Below are 17,122 nucleotides of genomic sequence, written 5' to 3'. Positions count from 1 at the left end.
GGCACCCATGCGTTCGTATTCGTTCGTCCTCAACGGCAAACCGGTGACGGTCGAGGCCCCCGCCGACATGCCCCTCCTGTGGGTCCTGCGCGACCTGCTCGGCGTCACCGGCCCCAAGTACGGCTGCGGGGTGGGTGTCTGCCGCGCCTGCACCAGCCACCTGGACGGGGAGGAGATCCAGCCGTGCACGGTCCCGGTCGCCGACTGCGCGGACCGGGCGGTCACCACCATCGAGGGCCTCGCCGACGGCGACACCCTGCACCCCGTCCAACAGGCCTGGCTGGACTGCGACGTGGCCCAGTGCGGCTTCTGCCAGCCCGGCCAGATCATGGCGACCGCCGCCCTCCTGAAACGCACCCCGCACCCGACGGACGCCGACATCGACGCCATCGAGAACGTCTGCCGTTGCGGCACCTACTCCAGGATCAGGGAGGCGATCAAGAAGGCTGCGGCGAACGGGGGTTGAGTCCCGGCCCCGCTCCTCCCACCCCGATGCGCGAACGGCGACCGAAGACACCCGGGCATGGACGATCGGCCGACGCCCCCGCAACCGCCCTCGCCCGATCGGTCAGGATCGCAAAAAATCGGTCGATTTCGTACCGAAGTCACCGCCGAGCTCGGTGCGCACTACAGTTGGCCGCGCTCAACGGTGGGGTTTCTGGGGGGATTCATGCAGGAAATGGCGAAGGGGTCGAATGTCACGTTGTCGGCCCTGAGCGAGAACGTGGGCTCGGTTGTCGTCAGCCTGGGCTGGGTCAGCCCGAGCGGCGAGGGTGACGCGGACGTGTCGGTCCTGCTCGTCGGCTCGAACGGCACCGTGCGCGGGGACTGCGACTTCTACTTCTACAACAACCCGGTGGCAGCCGACGGCAGCGTGCAACTGCTCGGCAAGACGCCCACGGAGACGGGGGACGAGGACCGGATCGGCTTCGACCTGACCGCCGTACCGCAGGACGTCGACCGGATGGTCGTCGCGGCGAGCCGCTACCAGGACGCGCGCTTCGGCGAACTGGAGAACCTCACGGTCACACTGGCCGACGCGGCAGGCGATCCGCTGCTCCGGTTCACGGTCGAGGACGCCGACGCGGTGAGCGCCGTCATCTTCGGGGAGCTGTACCGGCGATCGGGCGAGTGGAAGTTCCGGGCCGTCGGCCAGGGGTACGCCGCCGGACTCGCCGGTCTCGCCACCGACTTCGGCGTGGACATCGACGACGACGCCGAACCTCAGGACGCGCCGCCCGACCCCGCCGACGACGAACACGCAGACCCCGTACCGGAGGTCGAGCAGCCGGCCCCGAACCTGGACGGCGTCCCGGCGCCGCGTCCGCCCGCGGACGAGGCCGCGGTGAAGAAGCCGGCCGCCCGTCCCCGCACGGCGAAGAAGAAGGTCACCCTGCCGAAGACGGCCAGGAAGTCCCTCGCGGAGAACGAGTCCTGGCGGGAGGCCCGGCTCTTCCCCGTCTCCGCCCTCAAGAGCGACCGGGACCGCGAGACACGCGCCACCTCGGTCCTGCTGTCGGTGATGGCCCAGGTACCCGAGTTCGGCCGGCGGCTCACCGCGGGCTTCGGCGCACCCGCCGGACGCATGGAGACGTACACCGAGGTGTCCCTGCCGCACGGCGACACCCCGCGGCGGCCCGACGGGGTCGTGCGCGTCGAGCGGGCCGGCAAGCTGTGGACGGCGCTGGTCGAGACGAAGACCAACGGCAACGCCCTGAAGGCCGACCAGGTGCAGGCGTACATGGACATCGCGGCCCGGCGCGGCTACGAAGCCGTGATCACGCTGTCGAACGATGTCGCCCTCGACGGCAGCCCGCTCGTGGACGTCAGGATCGACGGCCGGCGCAAGCACAAGGTGGCGCTGCGGCACCTCTCCTGGGCCGAAGCAGCCCACCAGGCCCGGATGCTGCTCCGGCACGAGGGCGTCGGCAACAGGGCGCACGCCTGGCTCCTCCAGGAACTCCTGCACTACCTCCAGCACGAGAACTCCGGCTGCCACGGCTTCCAGAACATGGGCCCCGCGTGGGTCCCGGTGCGCAACGGCATCGAGGACGAGACCCTGTGCGAGGGAGATCCGCGCGCGCTCGACGTGGTGGAGAGCTGGGAACGGCTCATCCGCCAGGTCTGTCTGGGCCTGGGCGGCGAACTCGGCCAGAAGGTGCTCCCGGTCCGCGGTTCCCGAGGCGGCCGGGACCCACGGGAGCGCCGCAGCCTCCTCGCCGACCGGCTGTGCAGCCAGGGAAGGCTCCAGGCCGAGCTGCGCATCGAGGGGGCGCCCGGCGTCCTCGCGGTCACCGCCGATCTGCGCACCGGCAGGCTCCGTACCTCCCTGGAGGTGCCGGCCCCCGAGCAGGGCTACCCGCTGAGCTGGGCCAAGCGGCTCGTGCGGTCCCTCGCGGAGGCGCCGGCCGACCTGCACATCGAGACCCTGGTCGAGGGCGACACCGCCGGACCGCGCGGCACGCTCGAACGGCTCCGGCCCGAACCGGGGGACCTGCTGCCCAAGGCGGACGGTGCCCGGATCACCGGCTTCCGGCTCTCGTTGCTCAAGAGCATGGGCAGTGGCCGGGGGAGCGCCGAGACCGGGTTCATCCGCAGCGTCGACGACGCCGTACGGCGGTTCTACGGCACGGTGGCGGTCCACCTCGACCGGGTGACGGACCGCCGGACCCCCGCACGTCAGCCCGTGTCCACCGGCTGACCCCCGCTCAGCGCGCCAGCAGCCGGCGCAGCCAGTCCACGTGGGCCGCCCTGGCCGACTGGGACAGGGCGGCCTGCGGGGCGAAGCCGTCGAAGCCGTGGAAGCCGCCGGGCCAGACGTGGAGTTCGGCGATGCCGCCGGACTGCCAGATGCGGGAGGCGTAGGCGACGGTCTCGTCGCGGAAGGTCTCCGCCGAGCCGACGTCCAGGAAGGCCGGGGGGAGGTTCGTGAGATCGGTGGCGCGGGCCGGGGCCGCGTAGGGGGAGACGTCGGGGCCGCCGCGGTCCGCGCCCAGCAGGGCGGTCCAGCCGGTGTCGTTGGACGTGCGGTCCCAGACGCCGAGGCCCTTCATCTGGTGGCTGGACGGGGTGTCGTTGCGGTCGTCGAGCATCGGGCACAGGAGCATCTGGCCTATCACGGACGGGCCCTGACGGTCCCTCAGGAGCAGGGCCAGGGCGGCGGTGAGTCCGCCGCCCGCGCTGGCGCCGACGATCACGATCCGTTCCGGGTCGCCGCCGATCTCCTTCGCGTGCTCCGCCGTCCACAGCAGGCCGGCGTACACGTCCTCCACCGGCGCCGGATGCGGATGCTCGGGCGCCAGCCGGTACTCCACCGACACCACCACCGCGCCCAGCTCCTTCGCCCAGGCCAGCGGGACGTCCAGCCCCACCCGGTTGTTGCCGAGCACCATGCCGCCGCCGTGCACGTGGTAGATCACCGGCAGCGGACCGGGCGCGGAGGCGGCCACCGGGCGGCAGATCAGGAGGGAGATCTCGGGGGCGTCCACGGGGCCGGGCATCGTGCGCTCCGCCACCTCGAACGCCCCGTCCATGGTGAGATCCAGCTCGGCGAGCAGCCGGATCCCCTCGCCCTCCCGGATCGCGGTGATGTCCGCCATCGTGAACGCCGGAGAGATCACGTCCTTGATCAGCTCCAGGGCGGCGGAGAGCTCGGGGTCGAACGGGGGCGGTACGGCGGTCATGGCGGCTCCTCGCGGTGGTGCGCTGCGGCTCGTACGCACATGATCCGCGTGGACGGGTGATGCCCGGGGGCCGCCGGACGGCGGAAGCTCCCCGCCATCCGGCGGGTGCCGGTCCGGGAGGGGGCCGCGACATGGCGGACCGCCGGCGCCGGGGCTTGACTTCGAGCGCGCTCCAAGGCCTAGCGTCGAGGAGGCAGAAGGCGATCCGGGCAGAACGCGGAACGCGCAACGCGGAACGGAGAACGGGCATGCGTGTGGGTGTGCACATCAACCGGTTCAACCACCCCGGGGGCGGACCCGCCCTCGGCGCCGAGCTCGCCGCCGCCGGTGCCGCGGCCGAGGCGGCGGGCGTGAGCTGGGTCTCGGTGATGGACCACTACTTCCAGATGGAGTTCAACGGCGGCGCCGAGGACCCCATGCTGGAGGCCTATACTACCCTCGGCTACCTCGCCGGCCGCACCTCCACCGTGCGGCTCGGCGCCCTGGTGACCGGGGTGACGTACCGGCACCCCGGACTCCTCGCCAAGATCGCCACCACCTTGGACGTGGTGTCGGGCGGCCGCGCCACCCTGGGTATCGGCGCCGCCTGGTACGACCGTGAGCACCACGGACTCGGCGTGCCCTACCCGCCGATCTCGGAGCGCTTCGAGCGCCTGGAGGAGACGCTCAGGATCTGCCTGCAGATGTGGGACCCGGAGAACAACGGCCCGTTCGAGGGCCGGTACTACCAGCTCGCCGAGACGCTCTGCGTTCCCGCGCCGGTGAGCACCCCGCACCCCGAGATCATGATCGGCGGCCAGGGGGAGAAGAAGACCCTGCGCCTGGTCGCCCAGTACGCCGACGCGTGCAACCTCATCCCCTCCTCCCCGGAGGAGCTGCGGCACAAGCTCGAGGTGCTGCGCGGCCACTGCGACACCGTCGGGCGGGACTACGACACCATCCGCAAGACCATCGTCTACGGCGCCGAGCCGGTCACCGCGGGCGACCTGGACGCCTTCACCAGGGACATCGAGGGCTACGCCAAGCTCGGCGTCGACACCGTCATCCTGTCCCCGCGCCTGGGCGAGACCTCGGGGTGGATGGAGACCTTCGCCGCTCCGGCCGTCCAGCGGCTCGCCGGGATCGAGTGACGGGGCGGGAGCGACGAGACAGGACCGACGAGACAGGACCGACGAGGCCGGACCCGGGAGACGCGGAAGGGGCCGGCGAAGTGCCGGCCCCTTCCGGATGGTGCCTTGGGCAGGTGGTGCCTCAGGCGGCCACGCCCACGTTGCCGTGCAGGCGGGCGACGACCTCGGTCAGCTGGGCGGCGACCTCGGTGTCGTCGGCCGGGTGGGTCTCGGCGAAGCGGACCACGGAGCCGGGGATGGAGAGCTTGATGTCCTCGATCACCTTGCCGCCGGCGATGCCGACGGCCTTGCGGGCCTCGTCCTGCGCCCACACGCCGCCGTACTGGCCGTAGGCGGTGCCGATGACGGCGACCGGCTTGCCACCGAAGGTGCTGGCGCCGTACGGGCGGGACAGCCAGTCGATGGCGTTCTTCAGCACGGCCGGGATGGTGCCGTTGTACTCGGGGGAGAAGAGCAGGAAGGCGTCGGCGGCCTGGGCGGCCTCGCGCAGCTTCGCGGCGGCGGCCGGGAGGCTGTCCGCGACGTCGATGTCCTCGTTGTAGAACGGGATGTCGGCCAGGCCCTCGAAGACCTCGACCACGGCACCCTCGGGGGCGAGCTTGACGGCCGCCTCGGCGAGCTGGCGGTTGTGCGAACCGGCACGAAGGCTGCCGACGAGGGCAAGGATGCGGACAGACATGGGGAACTCCAGGGGGGCTGAAACACTGCTGTTACGAATCCGGACCGAGGTCCGCTTAATTTCTAACACCATAAGCGGACTCCGGTCCAGTTCTGTTCCCGATGCTTTACGCTGTCTTCATGTCCAGCGTCCTGCCGCCCTTCCCGCAGCCCCAGGAGCCCTTCGACGCCCCGCAGTTGCTCGAAGTCGGGCCGGCTCCCGAGGAGCCGTGCCTGCGTGCCGACGCGGCCCGCAACCGCGCCCGGCTGCTGGAGGCCGCCGCTCGGCTGATCGCCGAGCACGGGGTGGCCGGCGTGACCATGGAGGCGGTGGCCGCGGCCGCCGAGGTGGGCAAGGGCACGGTCTTCCGCCGCTTCGGCGACCGCACCGGACTGCTGATGGCGCTGCTCGACCACTCCTCGCGGCAGCTCCAGGCGGACTTCCTGGGCGGCCCGCCGCCCCTTGGCCCCGGCGCCCCGCCGGCCGACCGGCTCCGGGCGTTCGGCGTCGCGGTGCTCTACCGCTCGGCGGACCAGCTGGACCTCCAGCTCGCCGCCCAGCCCGAGCCCACCCGGCGCTATGCCAATCCGCCGATCCAGGCGCTGCGCACGCACATCACCATGCTGCTGCGGCAGATCGAGCCCGGCGCCGACTGCGAACTGCTGGCCCAGACGCTCCTCGCGTATCTCGACCCCGCCCAGATCCACCATCTGACCAGGCAGTGCGGGATGCCGATGGAGCGCCTGGAGACCGGCTGGACCGACCTGGTCGACCGCGTCACGCGGACGGGCCCGACCCGCTGAGTCACGCGGACGGAGCCGACCCGCCGTCCTCCGCCTGGCCGCCGGTGAACATGCCGACCAGGCCCCGCGGCGCGTCGGCACGGAACAGCACGTCCCCGCCCTGGGCGGAGTCCGCCGCGGACCGTGCGGCACGCGCGAACATCTTCTCCTCGTAGGCGGCCAGGGCGGCCTCGGGGTCGTCCGGGTGTGCCACGAGCGCGAGGCCCAGGTCGGCGCCGTCGATCAGCGCCAGGTTGGCGCCCTCGCCGGCGAACGGCGACATCAGGTGCGCGGCGTCGCCGAGCAGCGTGACCCCGGGTGTCCGGTCCCAGCGGTGACCGATCGGCAGGGCGTGGATCCGCCGGGGCACCAGGGTGCCCTCGGCGTCCGCGACCAGGGCCCGCAGGCTCTTGTCCCAGCCGTCGAAATGATCGAGCACGGCCCGCCTGGCCGCATCGGCGTCGGTGAAGTCGATCCCGTCCAGCCACTCCTCGGGCGCCTCCACCGCCGTGTAGACGTGCAGGCTGCCGTCGCTCTCCCGGTGGGCGAGAAAACCCCGGCCCGCGCCGAGTGCGAACAGCATGCCGCCGCCGACCACCTGGGCGCTCACCGGATGCCGTACGTCCGCGTCCGGCAGGTCCGTCTCCACGAACGAGATCCCGGTGTACGCGGGCACCGCGTCCGAGACCAGCGGGCGGATCCGGGACCAGGCGCCGTCCGCGCCGACCAGCAGATCCGTCGTGAAGGAGCCGCCGTCCTCGAGGGCCACCTCGTGCCGGCCGCCGCCGAGCGGGCGGGCGCCGGCGACCTTCGCACCCCAGCGGATCACGCCCTCGGGCAGGGAGCCGAGCAGCAGCCGGCGCAGCTCGCCCCGGTCGATCTCCGGCCGTCCGCCGGTGCCGTCGTCGGGCAGGTCCAGCAGGACCCGGGCGTCCTTGTCCAGCACCCGCGTCGCCTCGCCGCCCGCGTGGACGTGGGCCAGGAACGCGTCGTGCAGCCCGGCCGCGCGCAGTGCCACCTGGCCGGTGTCGTCGTGGATGTCGAGCATGCCGCCCTGGGTGCGGGCCGCGGGGGAGGCGTCGAGGTCGAAGACGGCCGCCTCGACACCGTGCACCCGCAGCACCCGGGCGAGCGTGAGCCCGCCGAGACCGGCTCCGACGATCGCTATGGGGTGGTGGGGAGTGGACTCCGGGGTCATGGGGGTCATGCGGGTTTCCTAGTCATGGGGTTCGGGTACGGCGGTGTGCTCGATGCCGTTGATCAGGGCCTGGAACGCCCAGGACACGCGGGCCTCGGGCGCGCCCGACAGAAGCGCGCCGGAGGCGGCGGCGATGTGCGGATGGGTACGGGACGACACCTCGCCCAGCGCCCGGCCGAGGGCGTCCCAGTCCTCCTGGGGCGCCCCGCCCGCGTGCTCGGCGGCGGTCGCGGTGGCGCGCTGGAGCAGCAGGTCGACGCCCCAGGCGGCGCGCTCGCGCGGCACCCCGCCCTCGTCGAGCAGGCCCAGCAGGGTCTCGATCAGGTTCAGGTAGTGCGGGCCGCTCGGCCAGGAGGTCAGCGCGGACCGGGCCAGGCTCGGATGCTCCAGGAGCATCGTGGTGTAGGCGACGAGCACCTGCTCCAGCCGCTCCCGCCAGCCGCCCTCCGCCGGGGCCGGGCCCACGGTGCCGAGCAGCTCGTCCAGGACCGCCGCGTGCAGCTCGGCGGTGTTGCGGACGTAGACGTACAGCGAGGCCGGGCCGGTGTCGAGCTCCTGGGCCAGGCGCCGCATGGTGACCTTCTGCAGACCCTCGGCGCGCAGGATCTCCACGGCGGCGGCGACGATGCCCTCTCTGGTCAGGGCGGGCTTGGCGGGACGCTCCCGACGGGAACGGGGAGTTGCTGGCATGCGTCCACCATAACGAACATGTTCGTTGCGAACAAGTTCGGGACGAACACGTTCGTCCATGCATGCGTGATTCCGATGGTGTGACGAGCCTGCTGATCAGATGGTGTGACGAGGCGGTGGATCAGGTGGTGCGACGAGCCCGCGCGTCGGATGATCTAGGGTCCAACTCGTCGAACCCTCAACCACCTTGCCCCGCCGGTCCCCCCTCCCCGGGCTTCTGCCAAGATGCCGTACGTCATGGTGCACATCCCGAAACCGCCCTCGGCAGCGTCGCCGGTCCCGCGCTCGGTCCCCACGAGCGCCGATGTGGCCCGCCTGGCGGGCGTCTCCCGCGCGACCGTCTCCTACGTCCTGAACAACACCAGTGCCGTCCGGATCAGCGAGCCCACCCGCCGCCGGGTCCACGAGGCCGCGAAGGAGCTCGGCTACGTCCCCCACGCGGCCGCCCGCAGCCTGCGCGCCGGCCACAGCCGGATGGTGCTGATGCCCGCCCCGGCCATCCCGATGGGCCCGCTGTACGGGCAGTTCATCAACGAACTCCAGTGGGCCCTGAGCCGCCTCGACTACACGGTCGTCCAGTACGGCACCGCTGGCCTGCGCGGTGACGAGGCCGCCCGCGCCTGGGCCGAGCTCAGGCCGGTCGCCGTGCTGGTTCCCGACGCCGAACTCGGCCCCGAGGGCGTCGCGATCCTCAAGCGGGCCGGTGCCCGCGCCGTGGTCACCTTCGGCCCCGAACGCGTCGAGGGCGCCCACGCCCTGCTCATGGACAACGACGCCGTCGGCCGCTGCGCCGGCAGCCACCTGTATGCCCGCGGCAGGCGCCGGATCGGCGTGATCGTCCCCGAGGCGGCCGGCCTGGAGACGTATTCGCGGCCACGCCTCGAAGGCGTACGCCAGGCCCTGCGCGGCACCGACGCCGAGGTGACCGGGCTGCCGCTCGGCTACACCGAGCAGTCCGCTGCCGAACTCGCCGCCCGCTGGCGCGAGTCGGGGATCGACGCGGTGTTCGCGTACAACGACGAGTACGCGATGCTCTTCATGCGCGCCCTCCAGGACGCGGGCGTCCGCATCCCCGAGGACACCGCGGTCCTCGGCGCCGACGACCTCATGCTCGGCCGGCTGCTGCGGCCCCGGCTCTCCACGATCCACATCGACCTGCCCTCCGGCCGCGACCTCGCCGAACTGGTCGACCGCGTGGTGCGCGACCCCGGCGGCGAACCGGAGATCCACCCGGCGCTCGGCGCCTCGGTGGTCCAGCGCGAGTCCAGCTGATGGGCGACCCTGGTCGGGGGCGGTGCTTTTCCGGGCCCCCTGACTAGGATGTTGCGCGCTCAACCAAAACGGCTCATGGGCGTGCCGTGGGCCGCGCAATCCCGGTGATCGATCGGAGAGCCGTCATGCCGTTGCCCGACCCGAAGACCTGGCAGGCCAGCGCCCTGTCCGGCGCGCAGTACGAAGTCACCGAGCCCGCCACCGGCGACACGCTCGGCACGGTCGCCCTGGCCGCCCCCGCGGACGTCGCCAAGGCCGCCGGGGCCGCCCGCGCCGCGCAGCGCGACTGGGCCCGCACACCGCACTTCGTCCGGGCCCAAGTCCTGCGCAAGGCGGGCGACTTGTTCACGGAGCACGCCGACGAACTGCGCGAGTGGATCGTCCGTGAGTCCGGCTCCATACCCGGCAAGGCGGACTTCGAACTGCACGTCGCCGCCCAGGAGTGCTACGAGGCCGCCGCCCTCGCCTCCCGCCCGGCCGGCCAGGTACTGCCCAGCGAGGCGCCCCGGCTGTCGTACACCCGCCGGGTCCCGGTCGGTGTCGTCGGGGTGATCTCGCCGTTCAACGCGCCGCTGATCCTGTCCATCCGCTCGGTCGCGCCCGCCCTCGCCCTCGGCAACGGGGTCCTTCTGAAGCCCGATCCGCGCACCGCCGTCTGCGGCGGGCTCGCGCTCGCCGCGGTCTTCGCGGAGGCCGGACTGCCCGAGGGGCTGCTGCACGTGCTGCCCGGCGGGGCCGACGTCGGCGCGGCGCTGGTCGAGGACCCGCTGGTGCCGGTCATCTCCTTCACCGGCTCGACCGCCGCGGGCCGCGCGGTCGGCGAGGCGGCGGGCCGCCTTCTCAAGCGCGCCCATCTCGAACTCGGCGGCAACTCCGCCCTGATCGTCCTGGAGGACGCCGACCTCGACGCGGTGATCTCCACGGCCGCCTGGGGGTCCTTCTTCCACCAGGGCCAGATCTGCATGACCACCGGACGGCACCTGGTGCACGCCTCGCTGGTCGAGGAGTACGTCGAACGCCTGGCCGCCAAGGCCGACTCGCTCGCCGTCGGCGACCCGTACCGCGAACAGGTCCACCTCGGCCCGATCATCGACGCCGGCCAACTCGCCAAGATCCACGGCCTGGTGGAGTCCAGCACCGCCCGGGGCGCACGGCTCGCCGCCGGCGGCACCCACGAGGACCTCTTCTACCGGCCGACGGTCCTGACCGGGGTCGACGACCGCACCCCCGCCTACGCCGAGGAGGTCTTCGGCCCGGTCGCGCCCGTCCGGGCCTTCGCCGACGCCGACGAGGCGGCCGCCCTGGCGGCCGACAGCTCCTACGGCCTCTCGCTCGGCATCGTCACCCGGGACGCCGCTCGCGGCCTGGACCTCGCCGAACGCATCCCGACCGGCATCGTCCACATCAACGACCAGACCGTGAACGACGAGGCCGTGGCCCCCTTCGGCGGAGTCGCCGCCTCCGGCACCGGAGCCCGGTTCGGCGGCGAGTCCAACCTGGAGGCCTTCACGGACGTGCGGTGGACGACCGTACGCGGGGACGTGGCACCGTACCCCTTCTGACGCCCGTCAGGCTCTCATGCCCGTCAGGACCCCTGACTTCCGTCAGGGGGTCTCACTCGGCCTGAGCGCTGCCCTGCTGCGCGGCGATGCTCTTGCGGACCTCGTCCATGTCCAGCTTGCGGGCCTGGCCGATGACGTCCGTCAGGGCGGCCTCCGGCAGGGCACCCGGCTGCGCGAAGACGGCGACCTGGTCGCGCACGATCATCAGGGTCGGGATCGACTGGATGCCGAAGGCCTGGGCCAGCTCCGGCTGCGCCTCCGTGTCCACCTTGCCGAACACCAGGTCGGGGTTGTCCTGCGCGGCCTTCTCGTAGACCGGGGCGAACATCCGGCACGGGCCGCACCAGGCCGCCCAGAAGTCGATGAGAACGAACTCGTTCTCGCTGACCATCTGGTCGAAGTTCTCCTTGGTGAGTTCCACGGTGCTGCTCATGCGTGCTTCCCTCTTCCTGACGTGGGGGGCGCCCCGGGACGGGACGGAACCGTCCGCACAACATGTCCGGCCGGGCAGGTATTCCGCCCCCTACCCGTGTGGCCCGGGCGCACGCCACCGGCAAGACTGACCCCATGACGGAAACGGAATCCATCGCTTACGACGTCGTGGTGCTCGGGGCCGGGCCCGTGGGGGAGAACGTCGCCGACCGCACCCGTGCGGCCGGCCTCACCACCGCGGTCGTGGAGAGCGAACTCGTCGGCGGCGAATGCTCGTACTGGGCGTGCATGCCCAGCAAGGCCCTGCTGCGCCCGGTCATCGCCCAGGCCGACGCCCGGCGCCTGCCCGGCCTCGCCCAGGCGGTCCAGGGCCCCCTCGACACCCCGGCGGTCCTCGCCCGCCGCAACTACTTCACCTCGAACTGGAAGGACGACGGCCAGGTCGCGTGGCTGGACGGCATCAGCGCCGACCTGTACCGCGGCCACGGCCGGCTCGCCGGACCCCGCACGGTCACCGTGACCGGCCCCGACGGCACCCTCACCACCCTAACGGCCCGGCACGCGGTGGCCGTCGCCACCGGCACCCGCGCCCAGCTGCCCGACCTGCCCGGCCTCGCCGAGGTGAAGCCCTGGACCAGCCGCGAGGCCACCAGCGCCCAGGAGGCGCCCGGCCGGCTGGTCGTCGTCGGCGGCGGTGTCGTCGCCACCGAGATGGCGACCGCCTGGCAGGCCCTCGGCTCCCGGGTCACCCTCCTCGTCCGCGGCAAGGGCCTGCTCAACCGCATGGAGCCGTTCGCCGGCGAACTCGTCGCCGAGGCACTCAAGGAGGCCGGCGTCGACGTCCGTATCGGCACCTCCGTGGAGTCGGTGACCCGCGAGAACGGCACGGTGGTGGCCGTGACCAACGCCGGTGACCGCATCGAGGCCGACGAGATCCTCTTCGCCACGGGGCGCGTCCCGCACACCGACGACATCGGCCTCGACACGATCGGTCTGGAACCGGGGTCCTGGCTGTCGGCCGACGACACGCTCCTGGTCGAGGACACCGACTGGCTCTACGCCGTCGGGGACGTCAACCACCGGGCGCTCCTCACCCACCAGGGCAAGTACCAGGCCAGGATCGCGGGCGCGGCGATCGCGGCGCGCGCCGCGGGCACGCCGCTCCTGGACGGGCCGTGGGGTGCGCACGCGGCCACCGCCGACCACGGCGCCGTACCGCAGGTCGTCTTCACCGAACCGGAGGCGGCGGCCGTCGGGCTCTCCTTCGCGGAGGCCGAGCAGGCGGGGCACCGCGTGCGCGCCGTCGACGTCGAGTTCTCCTCCGTCGCCGGGGCGGGGCTGTACGCCGACGGCTACAAGGGGCGGGCCCGGATGGTCGTCGACCTGGATTCGGAGATCCTGCGCGGGGTCACTTTCGTGGGGCCGGGGGTGGGCGAGCTGATCCACTCGGCGACGATCGCCGTCGCCGGGCAGGTGCCGATCAGCCGGCTGTGGCATGCGGTGCCGTCTTATCCGACGTTGAGCGAGGTCTGGCTGCGTCTGCTGGAGGCGTACCGGGGGTAGGGCGGAAGGGGCGCGCCTGGGGATGTCCGTCGGCTGCGTCGTCGTCGTGGCTGGTCGCGCAGTTCCCCGCGCCCCTTTGGGGGCGCGATTGCGCTCAGGGGATTGTGAAGCCCAGCTCGTCTGCGGCAGTCGCCGGGGTCGGCTGGGTCCAGCGGCTCGCCATCGCCTCGTTCGACGACAGTGAGCGCAGTTCCGCCCGGTCCAGGTACAGCATGCCGTCGAGGTGGTCGGTCTCGTGCTGGACGATGCGGGCCGGCCAGCCCGTGAACTCCTCGTCGACCGGGCGGCCTTGCTCGTCCTGGCCGCGCAGCCGTACCCCGGCGTGCCGGGCCACCACCGCCTGCCAGCCCGGCACGCTCAGGCAGCCCTCGAAGAACGCGGCGCGGGCGGTGCCGACGGGCTCGTAGGCCGGGTTGACCAGGACCCGGAACGGCTGCGGGACCCGGCCCCGGGCCGCCGCGACCTCCGCGGGCACCGTTGCCGGGTCCTCGATCACGGCGATCCGGAGCGGGACGCCGACCTGGGGCGCGGCCAGGCCCACGCCCGGGGCCGCGTGCATGGTGACGCGCAGTGCCTCGACGAACCGGGCCAGCAGGGCCGGGGCCAACTGGCCGTCGTACGGCTCGGTTCCGCGCCGCAGGACCGGGTCGCCGGCCGCGACGATGGGCAACGGGCCGCCCAGGCCGAGGAGTTCCTCGACCCGTTCGGCAAGGGGTGCGCGATCACGGGGAGATGCCATCGCGCCAGCATGCCATGGAGGCGAGTGTGACACGGGTCACTTCGAATGCCGGGAACTCGGGCCCCACGCCCTCCGACTACTGGACCGTCACCGCTCAGCCACGAGTCCCCGGAGAAGCCCGCCGATGCCCACCGCTTCCTCGACCTCCCCCAATCCCGGCTCCGCTCGACCGGGGGGACCTCCATCGGACGAGGCCCCGCAACCCACCGTGCCGGCCGCGTCCCCGAGCCGCTGGGCCCCGCTGCGCCCCCTAGTCCTGCGCCTGCACTTCTACGCCGGCGTCCTGGTCGCCCCCTTCCTGCTCGTCGCCGCCACCACCGGCCTGCTGTACGCCTTCTCCTTCCAGGCCGAGAAGCTGGTGTACGCCCATGAACTGACCGTCCCGGTGGGCGAGACCAAGCTGCCGGTCTCCGAGCAGGTCGCCGCCGCCCGCAAGGCCCACCCCGAGGGCACGGTCTCCGCGATACGCCCGGCGCCCGAGGCGGACGCGACCACCAGGGTGCTGCTCTCGGGCGTCGCGGGCGTGAACCCGGACCACACCCTCGCGGTGTTCGTCGACCCGTACACCGGCAAGGTGCGCGGCGCGCTCGAACAGTACGGCTCGACGGGCGCACTCCCGCTTCGTACCTGGATCGACGAACTCCACCGCGACCTCCACCTCGGCGACACCGGGCGGCTCTACAGCGAGTTCGCGGCGAGCTGGCTGTGGGTGATCGCGGGCGGCGGCCTGGTGCTGTGGTTCTCCCGGCGACGGGCGCTGCGCAAGGTGCGCGGCACCAGCGGGCGGCGGCGCACGCTGGGCCTGCACGGCACCGTCGGCGTCTGGGCCGCCGCCGGTTTCGTCTTCCTCTCGGCGACCGGCCTGACCTGGTCCACCTACGCCGGCGCCAACATCGACGAACTGCGCACCTCCCTGGGCCAGGCCACCCCGTCCGTCTCGGCGGCGGCCGCGAGCGGCGGCGAGCACGCGGGCCACGGCACGGCGGCCGGGACCGGCGGTGACGCCGAGCACGGCGTCGGCCTGGACAAGGTGCTCGCCGCCGCCCGCGCCGAAGGGCTCGGCGACCCCGTCGAGATCGTCCCGCCCGCCGACGCGAACAGCGCCTACGTGGTCAGGCAGGTCCAGCGCAGCTGGCCCGAGAAGCAGGACTCCGTCGCCGTCGACCCGAGCACCGGCGAGGTGACCGACGTCCTGCGGTTCGCCGACTACCCGGTGCTCGCCAAACTCACCCGCTGGGGCATCGACCTGCACACCGGCATCCTCTTCGGCCTCGTCAACCAGCTCGCCCTGGCCCTGCTCGCGCTCTCCCTGATCCTGCTGATCCTGTGGGGCTACCGCATGTGGTGGCAGCGCGGCCGCGGCTCGTCCTTCGGCCGGCCGATCCCGCGCGGGGCCTGGGCGGAGGTCCCGCCGTACCTGCTCGTCCCGGCGATGGCGGTGATCGCGGTCCTCGGCTACTTCGTGCCGCTCCTCGGGATCCCGCTGGCCGCCTTCCTCGCCGTGGACATCGTCCTCGGCGAGATCGCGCACCGTGGCGGGCAGCGGTCCTACGGGCGGGGCGCCGGCGTGAAGTAGCGTGGACAGACACGCTGACGCCGGAGGGAGACGGGGACCATGGCGCGGGCCCGGCGGGGGCAGGGGGAGCTCGAGGGCCAGGTGCTGGGCGCGCTGCGCGAGGCCGGCGGGCCCGTCACCGCCGCCTGGGTGCAGGAGCGGCTCGGCGGCGACCTCGCCTACACCACCGTCGTGACGATCCTGACCCGGCTGCTCGCCAAGGACGTCGTCGCCCGCGAGCGGCAGGGCCGCTCCTTCCTGTGGACGCCCACCGCCGACGTGGCCCGGCTCGCCGCCCTGCGGATGCGCCGGCTCCTCGACGGCGAACGGGACCGCGAGGCCGTGCTCACCAGCTTCGTCACCGCCCTGCCGCCCGGTGACGAGCAGGTGCTGCGGGCCCTGCTGGAGGCCGCCGGACCGGGCCCGCGGAACACTCGGAACGTCTCGCCCGCGGACCACGGCGGTACGGAAGACTGACCGCCCATGGGGGTCTTCGTCCTCCTGCCGCTGGTCCTGCCGCTGACCGCGTGACCCGGCGGCCGGCCGGCGGCCGGCCCGCCACGTTCACCGCGGTCGGCCTCGCTGTCCGGGGCGCCGCCGCGGGCACCCTCGTATCGGCGATGTCCTCGGCGGACTTGGCGGTGACCCTGTTCCTGGTCCTGCAAGCCGCCACCCCGCTGTGACAGCCGGAGGGCCCCCGGATATCCAGGGGCCCTCTTCGATCGCTGCTCATTCCTCCGGGAAGTCCCCGGCCAGCGCCGAGGCGATCCGCAGATGCGGTTCCGCCTCCTCGTGCCGGGCCTGCCGCTGGAGCGTTCGGCCCAGCATCAGCCGGGCGTAGTGCTCCACCGGGTCGCGCTCGACGATCTCGCGCAACTCGGCCTCCGCGCGGCGCAGTTGGGCCGAGTGGTAGTAGGACCGCGCCAGCAGCAGCCGCGGTCCGGTCTGCTCCGGAGCCTCCTCGACCAGCCCGGCCAGCACCCGGGCCGCGCCCGCGTAGTCGTTGGCGTCGAAGAACAGCTGGGCCCGCGCCCACCGTTCGGCGGCGGTTCCCTGGTCGTAGTACGGCGTGTCGTATGCCGTGTCGTACGTCGTGTCCACTCTGACCTCCTTCGGCGCTGACAACAGACCGAGGTGGTTGAAAATTCCACCAATCCCGCAGGGGGGGTGATCGACCGACAAGATGAGTTTCCTTGACAATTTTATTTGTCGGTTGGAGGCTGGTACCGCGGAGAACCGCACCAGACCCGAGACGGCGAGGAAACCGGGATGCGTACCCTGATCAGCACTGCCTTCATCTCTCTCGACGGTGTCGTCGAGGGCCCGGGCGGCGAGCCCGGCTACCGGAACTCCGGGTGGACCTTCAAGGACGTCGAGTTCGCCCCCGAGGCCTTCGAGATCAAGGAGCGGGAGCAGAAGGAGTCGGCCGCGGTCCTGCTGGGCCGGGTCAGCTACCAGGCGTTCAGCCCGGTGTGGCCGGACATGGCGGAGTTCGCGCACTACCGGACGCTGCCGAAGTACGTCGTCTCCACCACCCTCGCCGAGGGGGACCTGGTGTCGAACTGGGGCGAGACCACGATCCTGCGCTCGCTCGACGAGGTCGCCGCCCTCAAGGAGACCGAGGGCGGCCCGGTCATCGTCCACGGCAGCGCCGCGCTCAACCACGCCCTGTCCGACGCGGGCCTGATCGACCGCTACCACCTGCTCGTCTACCCGCTGCTGCTCGGTGCGGGAAAGCGGCTGTTCAGCGCCTCGGACAAGGACACCCAGAAGCTGAAGCTGGTCGAGCACGAGGTCTACGCCAACGGCGTGCAGAAGAACGTCTTCGACGTCGTCCGCTGACCCGGCCCCGCGCCGC

18 protein-coding genes are annotated in these 17,122 nt (G+C 72.6%); 11 read left to right on the top strand and 7 right to left on the bottom strand.

Annotated features, from left to right (window positions below; genetic code table 11):
- Positions 1 to 7: 7 nt before the first annotated feature.
- Both ACFWPQ_RS20880 and ACFWPQ_RS20875 read left to right on the top strand, forming a co-directional pair.
- Positions 8 to 466 (top strand): (2Fe-2S)-binding protein, encoded by a 459-nt coding sequence (locus ACFWPQ_RS20880; RefSeq protein ID WP_384036553.1) that lies wholly within the window; start codon positions 8 to 10, stop codon positions 464 to 466.
- A gap of 204 nt (positions 467 to 670) precedes the next feature.
- The gene (locus ACFWPQ_RS20875) at positions 671 to 2,701 is read left to right on the top strand and encodes a TerD family protein (RefSeq protein WP_384036550.1); all 2,031 of its coding nucleotides are present in this window, start codon (positions 671 to 673) and stop codon (positions 2,699 to 2,701) included.
- Positions 2,702 to 2,708: 7 nt separating this feature from the next.
- On the opposite strand, the gene ACFWPQ_RS20870 is transcribed toward ACFWPQ_RS20875, so the two are convergent.
- Positions 2,709 to 3,683, bottom strand: coding sequence for an alpha/beta hydrolase (locus tag ACFWPQ_RS20870; protein WP_384036547.1), 975 nt, complete (start codon positions 3,681 to 3,683; stop codon positions 2,709 to 2,711).
- 248 nt (positions 3,684 to 3,931) lie between these two features.
- Between ACFWPQ_RS20870 and ACFWPQ_RS20865 the strand changes: the two genes are divergently transcribed.
- Positions 3,932 to 4,813: an LLM class F420-dependent oxidoreductase gene (locus ACFWPQ_RS20865; RefSeq protein WP_384036545.1), complete on the top strand. Its 882-nt coding sequence runs from the start codon at positions 3,932 to 3,934 to the stop codon at positions 4,811 to 4,813.
- Between the two features lie 121 nt (positions 4,814 to 4,934).
- Here the strand turns inward: ACFWPQ_RS20865 and ACFWPQ_RS20860 are convergent, their stop codons facing one another.
- Positions 4,935 to 5,492, bottom strand: coding sequence for an NADPH-dependent FMN reductase (locus ACFWPQ_RS20860; protein ID WP_361292488.1), 558 nt, complete (start codon positions 5,490 to 5,492; stop codon positions 4,935 to 4,937).
- Positions 5,493 to 5,593: 101 nt separating this feature from the next.
- Between ACFWPQ_RS20860 and ACFWPQ_RS20855 the strand changes: the two genes are divergently transcribed.
- Positions 5,594 to 6,274 carry a TetR/AcrR family transcriptional regulator gene (locus tag ACFWPQ_RS20855; RefSeq protein ID WP_384036542.1) on the top strand — a complete coding sequence of 227 codons (681 nt, stop codon included), beginning with the start codon at positions 5,594 to 5,596 and terminating at the stop codon, positions 6,272 to 6,274.
- Between the two features lies 1 nt (position 6,275).
- On the opposite strand, the gene ACFWPQ_RS20850 is transcribed toward ACFWPQ_RS20855, so the two are convergent.
- Positions 6,276 to 7,451: an FAD-dependent oxidoreductase gene (locus ACFWPQ_RS20850; RefSeq protein ID WP_384036894.1), complete on the bottom strand. Its 1,176-nt coding sequence runs from the start codon at positions 7,449 to 7,451 to the stop codon at positions 6,276 to 6,278.
- An 18-nt stretch (positions 7,452 to 7,469) separates the two neighbouring features.
- A complete protein-coding gene (locus ACFWPQ_RS20845) occupies positions 7,470 to 8,141 on the bottom strand; it encodes a TetR/AcrR family transcriptional regulator (protein ID WP_384036539.1) in 672 nt (223 codons plus the stop codon).
- Positions 8,142 to 8,366: 225 nt separating this feature from the next.
- Here ACFWPQ_RS20845 and ACFWPQ_RS20840 point away from each other — a divergent pair, with 225 nt between their 5' ends.
- Positions 8,367 to 9,413 (top strand): LacI family DNA-binding transcriptional regulator, encoded by a 1,047-nt coding sequence (locus ACFWPQ_RS20840; RefSeq protein WP_384036536.1) that lies wholly within the window; start codon positions 8,367 to 8,369, stop codon positions 9,411 to 9,413.
- Positions 9,414 to 9,538: 125 nt separating this feature from the next.
- Positions 9,539 to 10,975 (top strand): aldehyde dehydrogenase family protein, encoded by a 1,437-nt coding sequence (locus ACFWPQ_RS20835; RefSeq protein WP_384036533.1) that lies wholly within the window; start codon positions 9,539 to 9,541, stop codon positions 10,973 to 10,975.
- Positions 10,976 to 11,027: 52 nt separating this feature from the next.
- Here ACFWPQ_RS20835 and trxA read toward each other — a convergent pair whose 3' ends face one another.
- A complete protein-coding gene (trxA, locus tag ACFWPQ_RS20830; protein WP_384036530.1) occupies positions 11,028 to 11,408 on the bottom strand; it encodes a thioredoxin in 381 nt (126 codons plus the stop codon).
- Positions 11,409 to 11,542: 134 nt separating this feature from the next.
- Here trxA and ACFWPQ_RS20825 point away from each other — a divergent pair, with 134 nt between their 5' ends.
- On the top strand, positions 11,543 to 12,970 hold the full coding sequence (locus ACFWPQ_RS20825; protein ID WP_384036527.1) for a dihydrolipoyl dehydrogenase family protein: 1,428 nt from the start codon (positions 11,543 to 11,545) through the stop codon (positions 12,968 to 12,970).
- A gap of 94 nt (positions 12,971 to 13,064) precedes the next feature.
- Here the strand turns inward: ACFWPQ_RS20825 and ACFWPQ_RS20820 are convergent, their stop codons facing one another.
- Entirely contained in the window at positions 13,065 to 13,709 is a 645-nt protein-coding gene (locus ACFWPQ_RS20820) for a peptide deformylase (protein WP_384036524.1), read from the bottom strand.
- Between the two features lie 124 nt (positions 13,710 to 13,833).
- On the opposite strand from ACFWPQ_RS20820, the gene ACFWPQ_RS20815 reads away from it, so the two are divergent.
- Genes ACFWPQ_RS20815 through ACFWPQ_RS20805 form a run of 3 tightly spaced genes read left to right on the top strand, consistent with a single transcriptional unit; the run spans position 13,834 to position 15,947 of the window.
- Positions 13,834 to 15,285, top strand: a complete 1,452-nt coding sequence (locus ACFWPQ_RS20815) for a PepSY-associated TM helix domain-containing protein (RefSeq protein ID WP_384036521.1) — start codon at positions 13,834 to 13,836, stop codon at positions 15,283 to 15,285.
- Positions 15,286 to 15,324: 39 nt separating this feature from the next.
- Entirely contained in the window at positions 15,325 to 15,741 is a 417-nt protein-coding gene (locus ACFWPQ_RS20810; RefSeq protein ID WP_384036518.1) for a BlaI/MecI/CopY family transcriptional regulator, read from the top strand.
- 50 nt (positions 15,742 to 15,791) lie between these two features.
- Positions 15,792 to 15,947 (top strand): hypothetical protein, encoded by a 156-nt coding sequence (locus tag ACFWPQ_RS20805; RefSeq protein WP_384036516.1) that lies wholly within the window; start codon positions 15,792 to 15,794, stop codon positions 15,945 to 15,947.
- Positions 15,948 to 15,993: 46 nt separating this feature from the next.
- Here ACFWPQ_RS20805 and ACFWPQ_RS20800 read toward each other — a convergent pair whose 3' ends face one another.
- Positions 15,994 to 16,365, bottom strand: coding sequence for a tetratricopeptide repeat protein (locus ACFWPQ_RS20800; RefSeq protein WP_384036513.1), 372 nt, complete (start codon positions 16,363 to 16,365; stop codon positions 15,994 to 15,996).
- Positions 16,366 to 16,533: 168 nt separating this feature from the next.
- Here ACFWPQ_RS20800 and ACFWPQ_RS20795 point away from each other — a divergent pair, with 168 nt between their 5' ends.
- Positions 16,534 to 17,106, top strand: a complete 573-nt coding sequence (locus tag ACFWPQ_RS20795; protein ID WP_384036510.1) for a dihydrofolate reductase family protein — start codon at positions 16,534 to 16,536, stop codon at positions 17,104 to 17,106.
- Positions 17,107 to 17,122 lie beyond the last annotated feature (16 nt).

Origin of the sequence: Streptomyces sp. NPDC058464 (genome assembly GCF_042721035.1) — a bacterium.
Lineage (GTDB): Bacteria > Actinomycetota > Actinomycetes > Streptomycetales > Streptomycetaceae > Streptomyces.
Note: the sequence above shows the minus strand (reverse complement) of the source record. Positions and strands in the feature narration are given on the sequence as shown.

Coding starts and splice junctions, on each gene's coding strand:
- trxA (WP_384036530.1), bottom strand. CDS start 11,408: ATGAGCAGCACCGTGGAACTCACCAAGGAGAACTTCGACCAGATGGTC.
- ACFWPQ_RS20850 (WP_384036894.1), bottom strand. CDS start 7,451: ATGACCCCGGAGTCCACTCCCCACCACCCCATAGCGATCGTCGGAGCC.
- ACFWPQ_RS20795 (WP_384036510.1), top strand. CDS start 16,534: ATGCGTACCCTGATCAGCACTGCCTTCATCTCTCTCGACGGTGTCGTC.
- ACFWPQ_RS20825 (WP_384036527.1), top strand. CDS start 11,543: ATGACGGAAACGGAATCCATCGCTTACGACGTCGTGGTGCTCGGGGCC.
- ACFWPQ_RS20845 (WP_384036539.1), bottom strand. CDS start 8,141: ATGCCAGCAACTCCCCGTTCCCGTCGGGAGCGTCCCGCCAAGCCCGCC.
- ACFWPQ_RS20870 (WP_384036547.1), bottom strand. CDS start 3,683: ATGACCGCCGTACCGCCCCCGTTCGACCCCGAGCTCTCCGCCGCCCTG.
- ACFWPQ_RS20875 (WP_384036550.1), top strand. CDS start 671: ATGCAGGAAATGGCGAAGGGGTCGAATGTCACGTTGTCGGCCCTGAGC.
- ACFWPQ_RS20835 (WP_384036533.1), top strand. CDS start 9,539: ATGCCGTTGCCCGACCCGAAGACCTGGCAGGCCAGCGCCCTGTCCGGC.
- ACFWPQ_RS20810 (WP_384036518.1), top strand. CDS start 15,325: ATGGCGCGGGCCCGGCGGGGGCAGGGGGAGCTCGAGGGCCAGGTGCTG.
- ACFWPQ_RS20815 (WP_384036521.1), top strand. CDS start 13,834: ATGCCCACCGCTTCCTCGACCTCCCCCAATCCCGGCTCCGCTCGACCG.
- ACFWPQ_RS20860 (WP_361292488.1), bottom strand. CDS start 5,492: ATGTCTGTCCGCATCCTTGCCCTCGTCGGCAGCCTTCGTGCCGGTTCG.
- ACFWPQ_RS20880 (WP_384036553.1), top strand. CDS start 8: ATGCGTTCGTATTCGTTCGTCCTCAACGGCAAACCGGTGACGGTCGAG.
- ACFWPQ_RS20865 (WP_384036545.1), top strand. CDS start 3,932: ATGCGTGTGGGTGTGCACATCAACCGGTTCAACCACCCCGGGGGCGGA.
- ACFWPQ_RS20855 (WP_384036542.1), top strand. CDS start 5,594: ATGCTTTACGCTGTCTTCATGTCCAGCGTCCTGCCGCCCTTCCCGCAG.
- ACFWPQ_RS20820 (WP_384036524.1), bottom strand. CDS start 13,709: ATGGCATCTCCCCGTGATCGCGCACCCCTTGCCGAACGGGTCGAGGAA.
- ACFWPQ_RS20840 (WP_384036536.1), top strand. CDS start 8,367: ATGCCGTACGTCATGGTGCACATCCCGAAACCGCCCTCGGCAGCGTCG.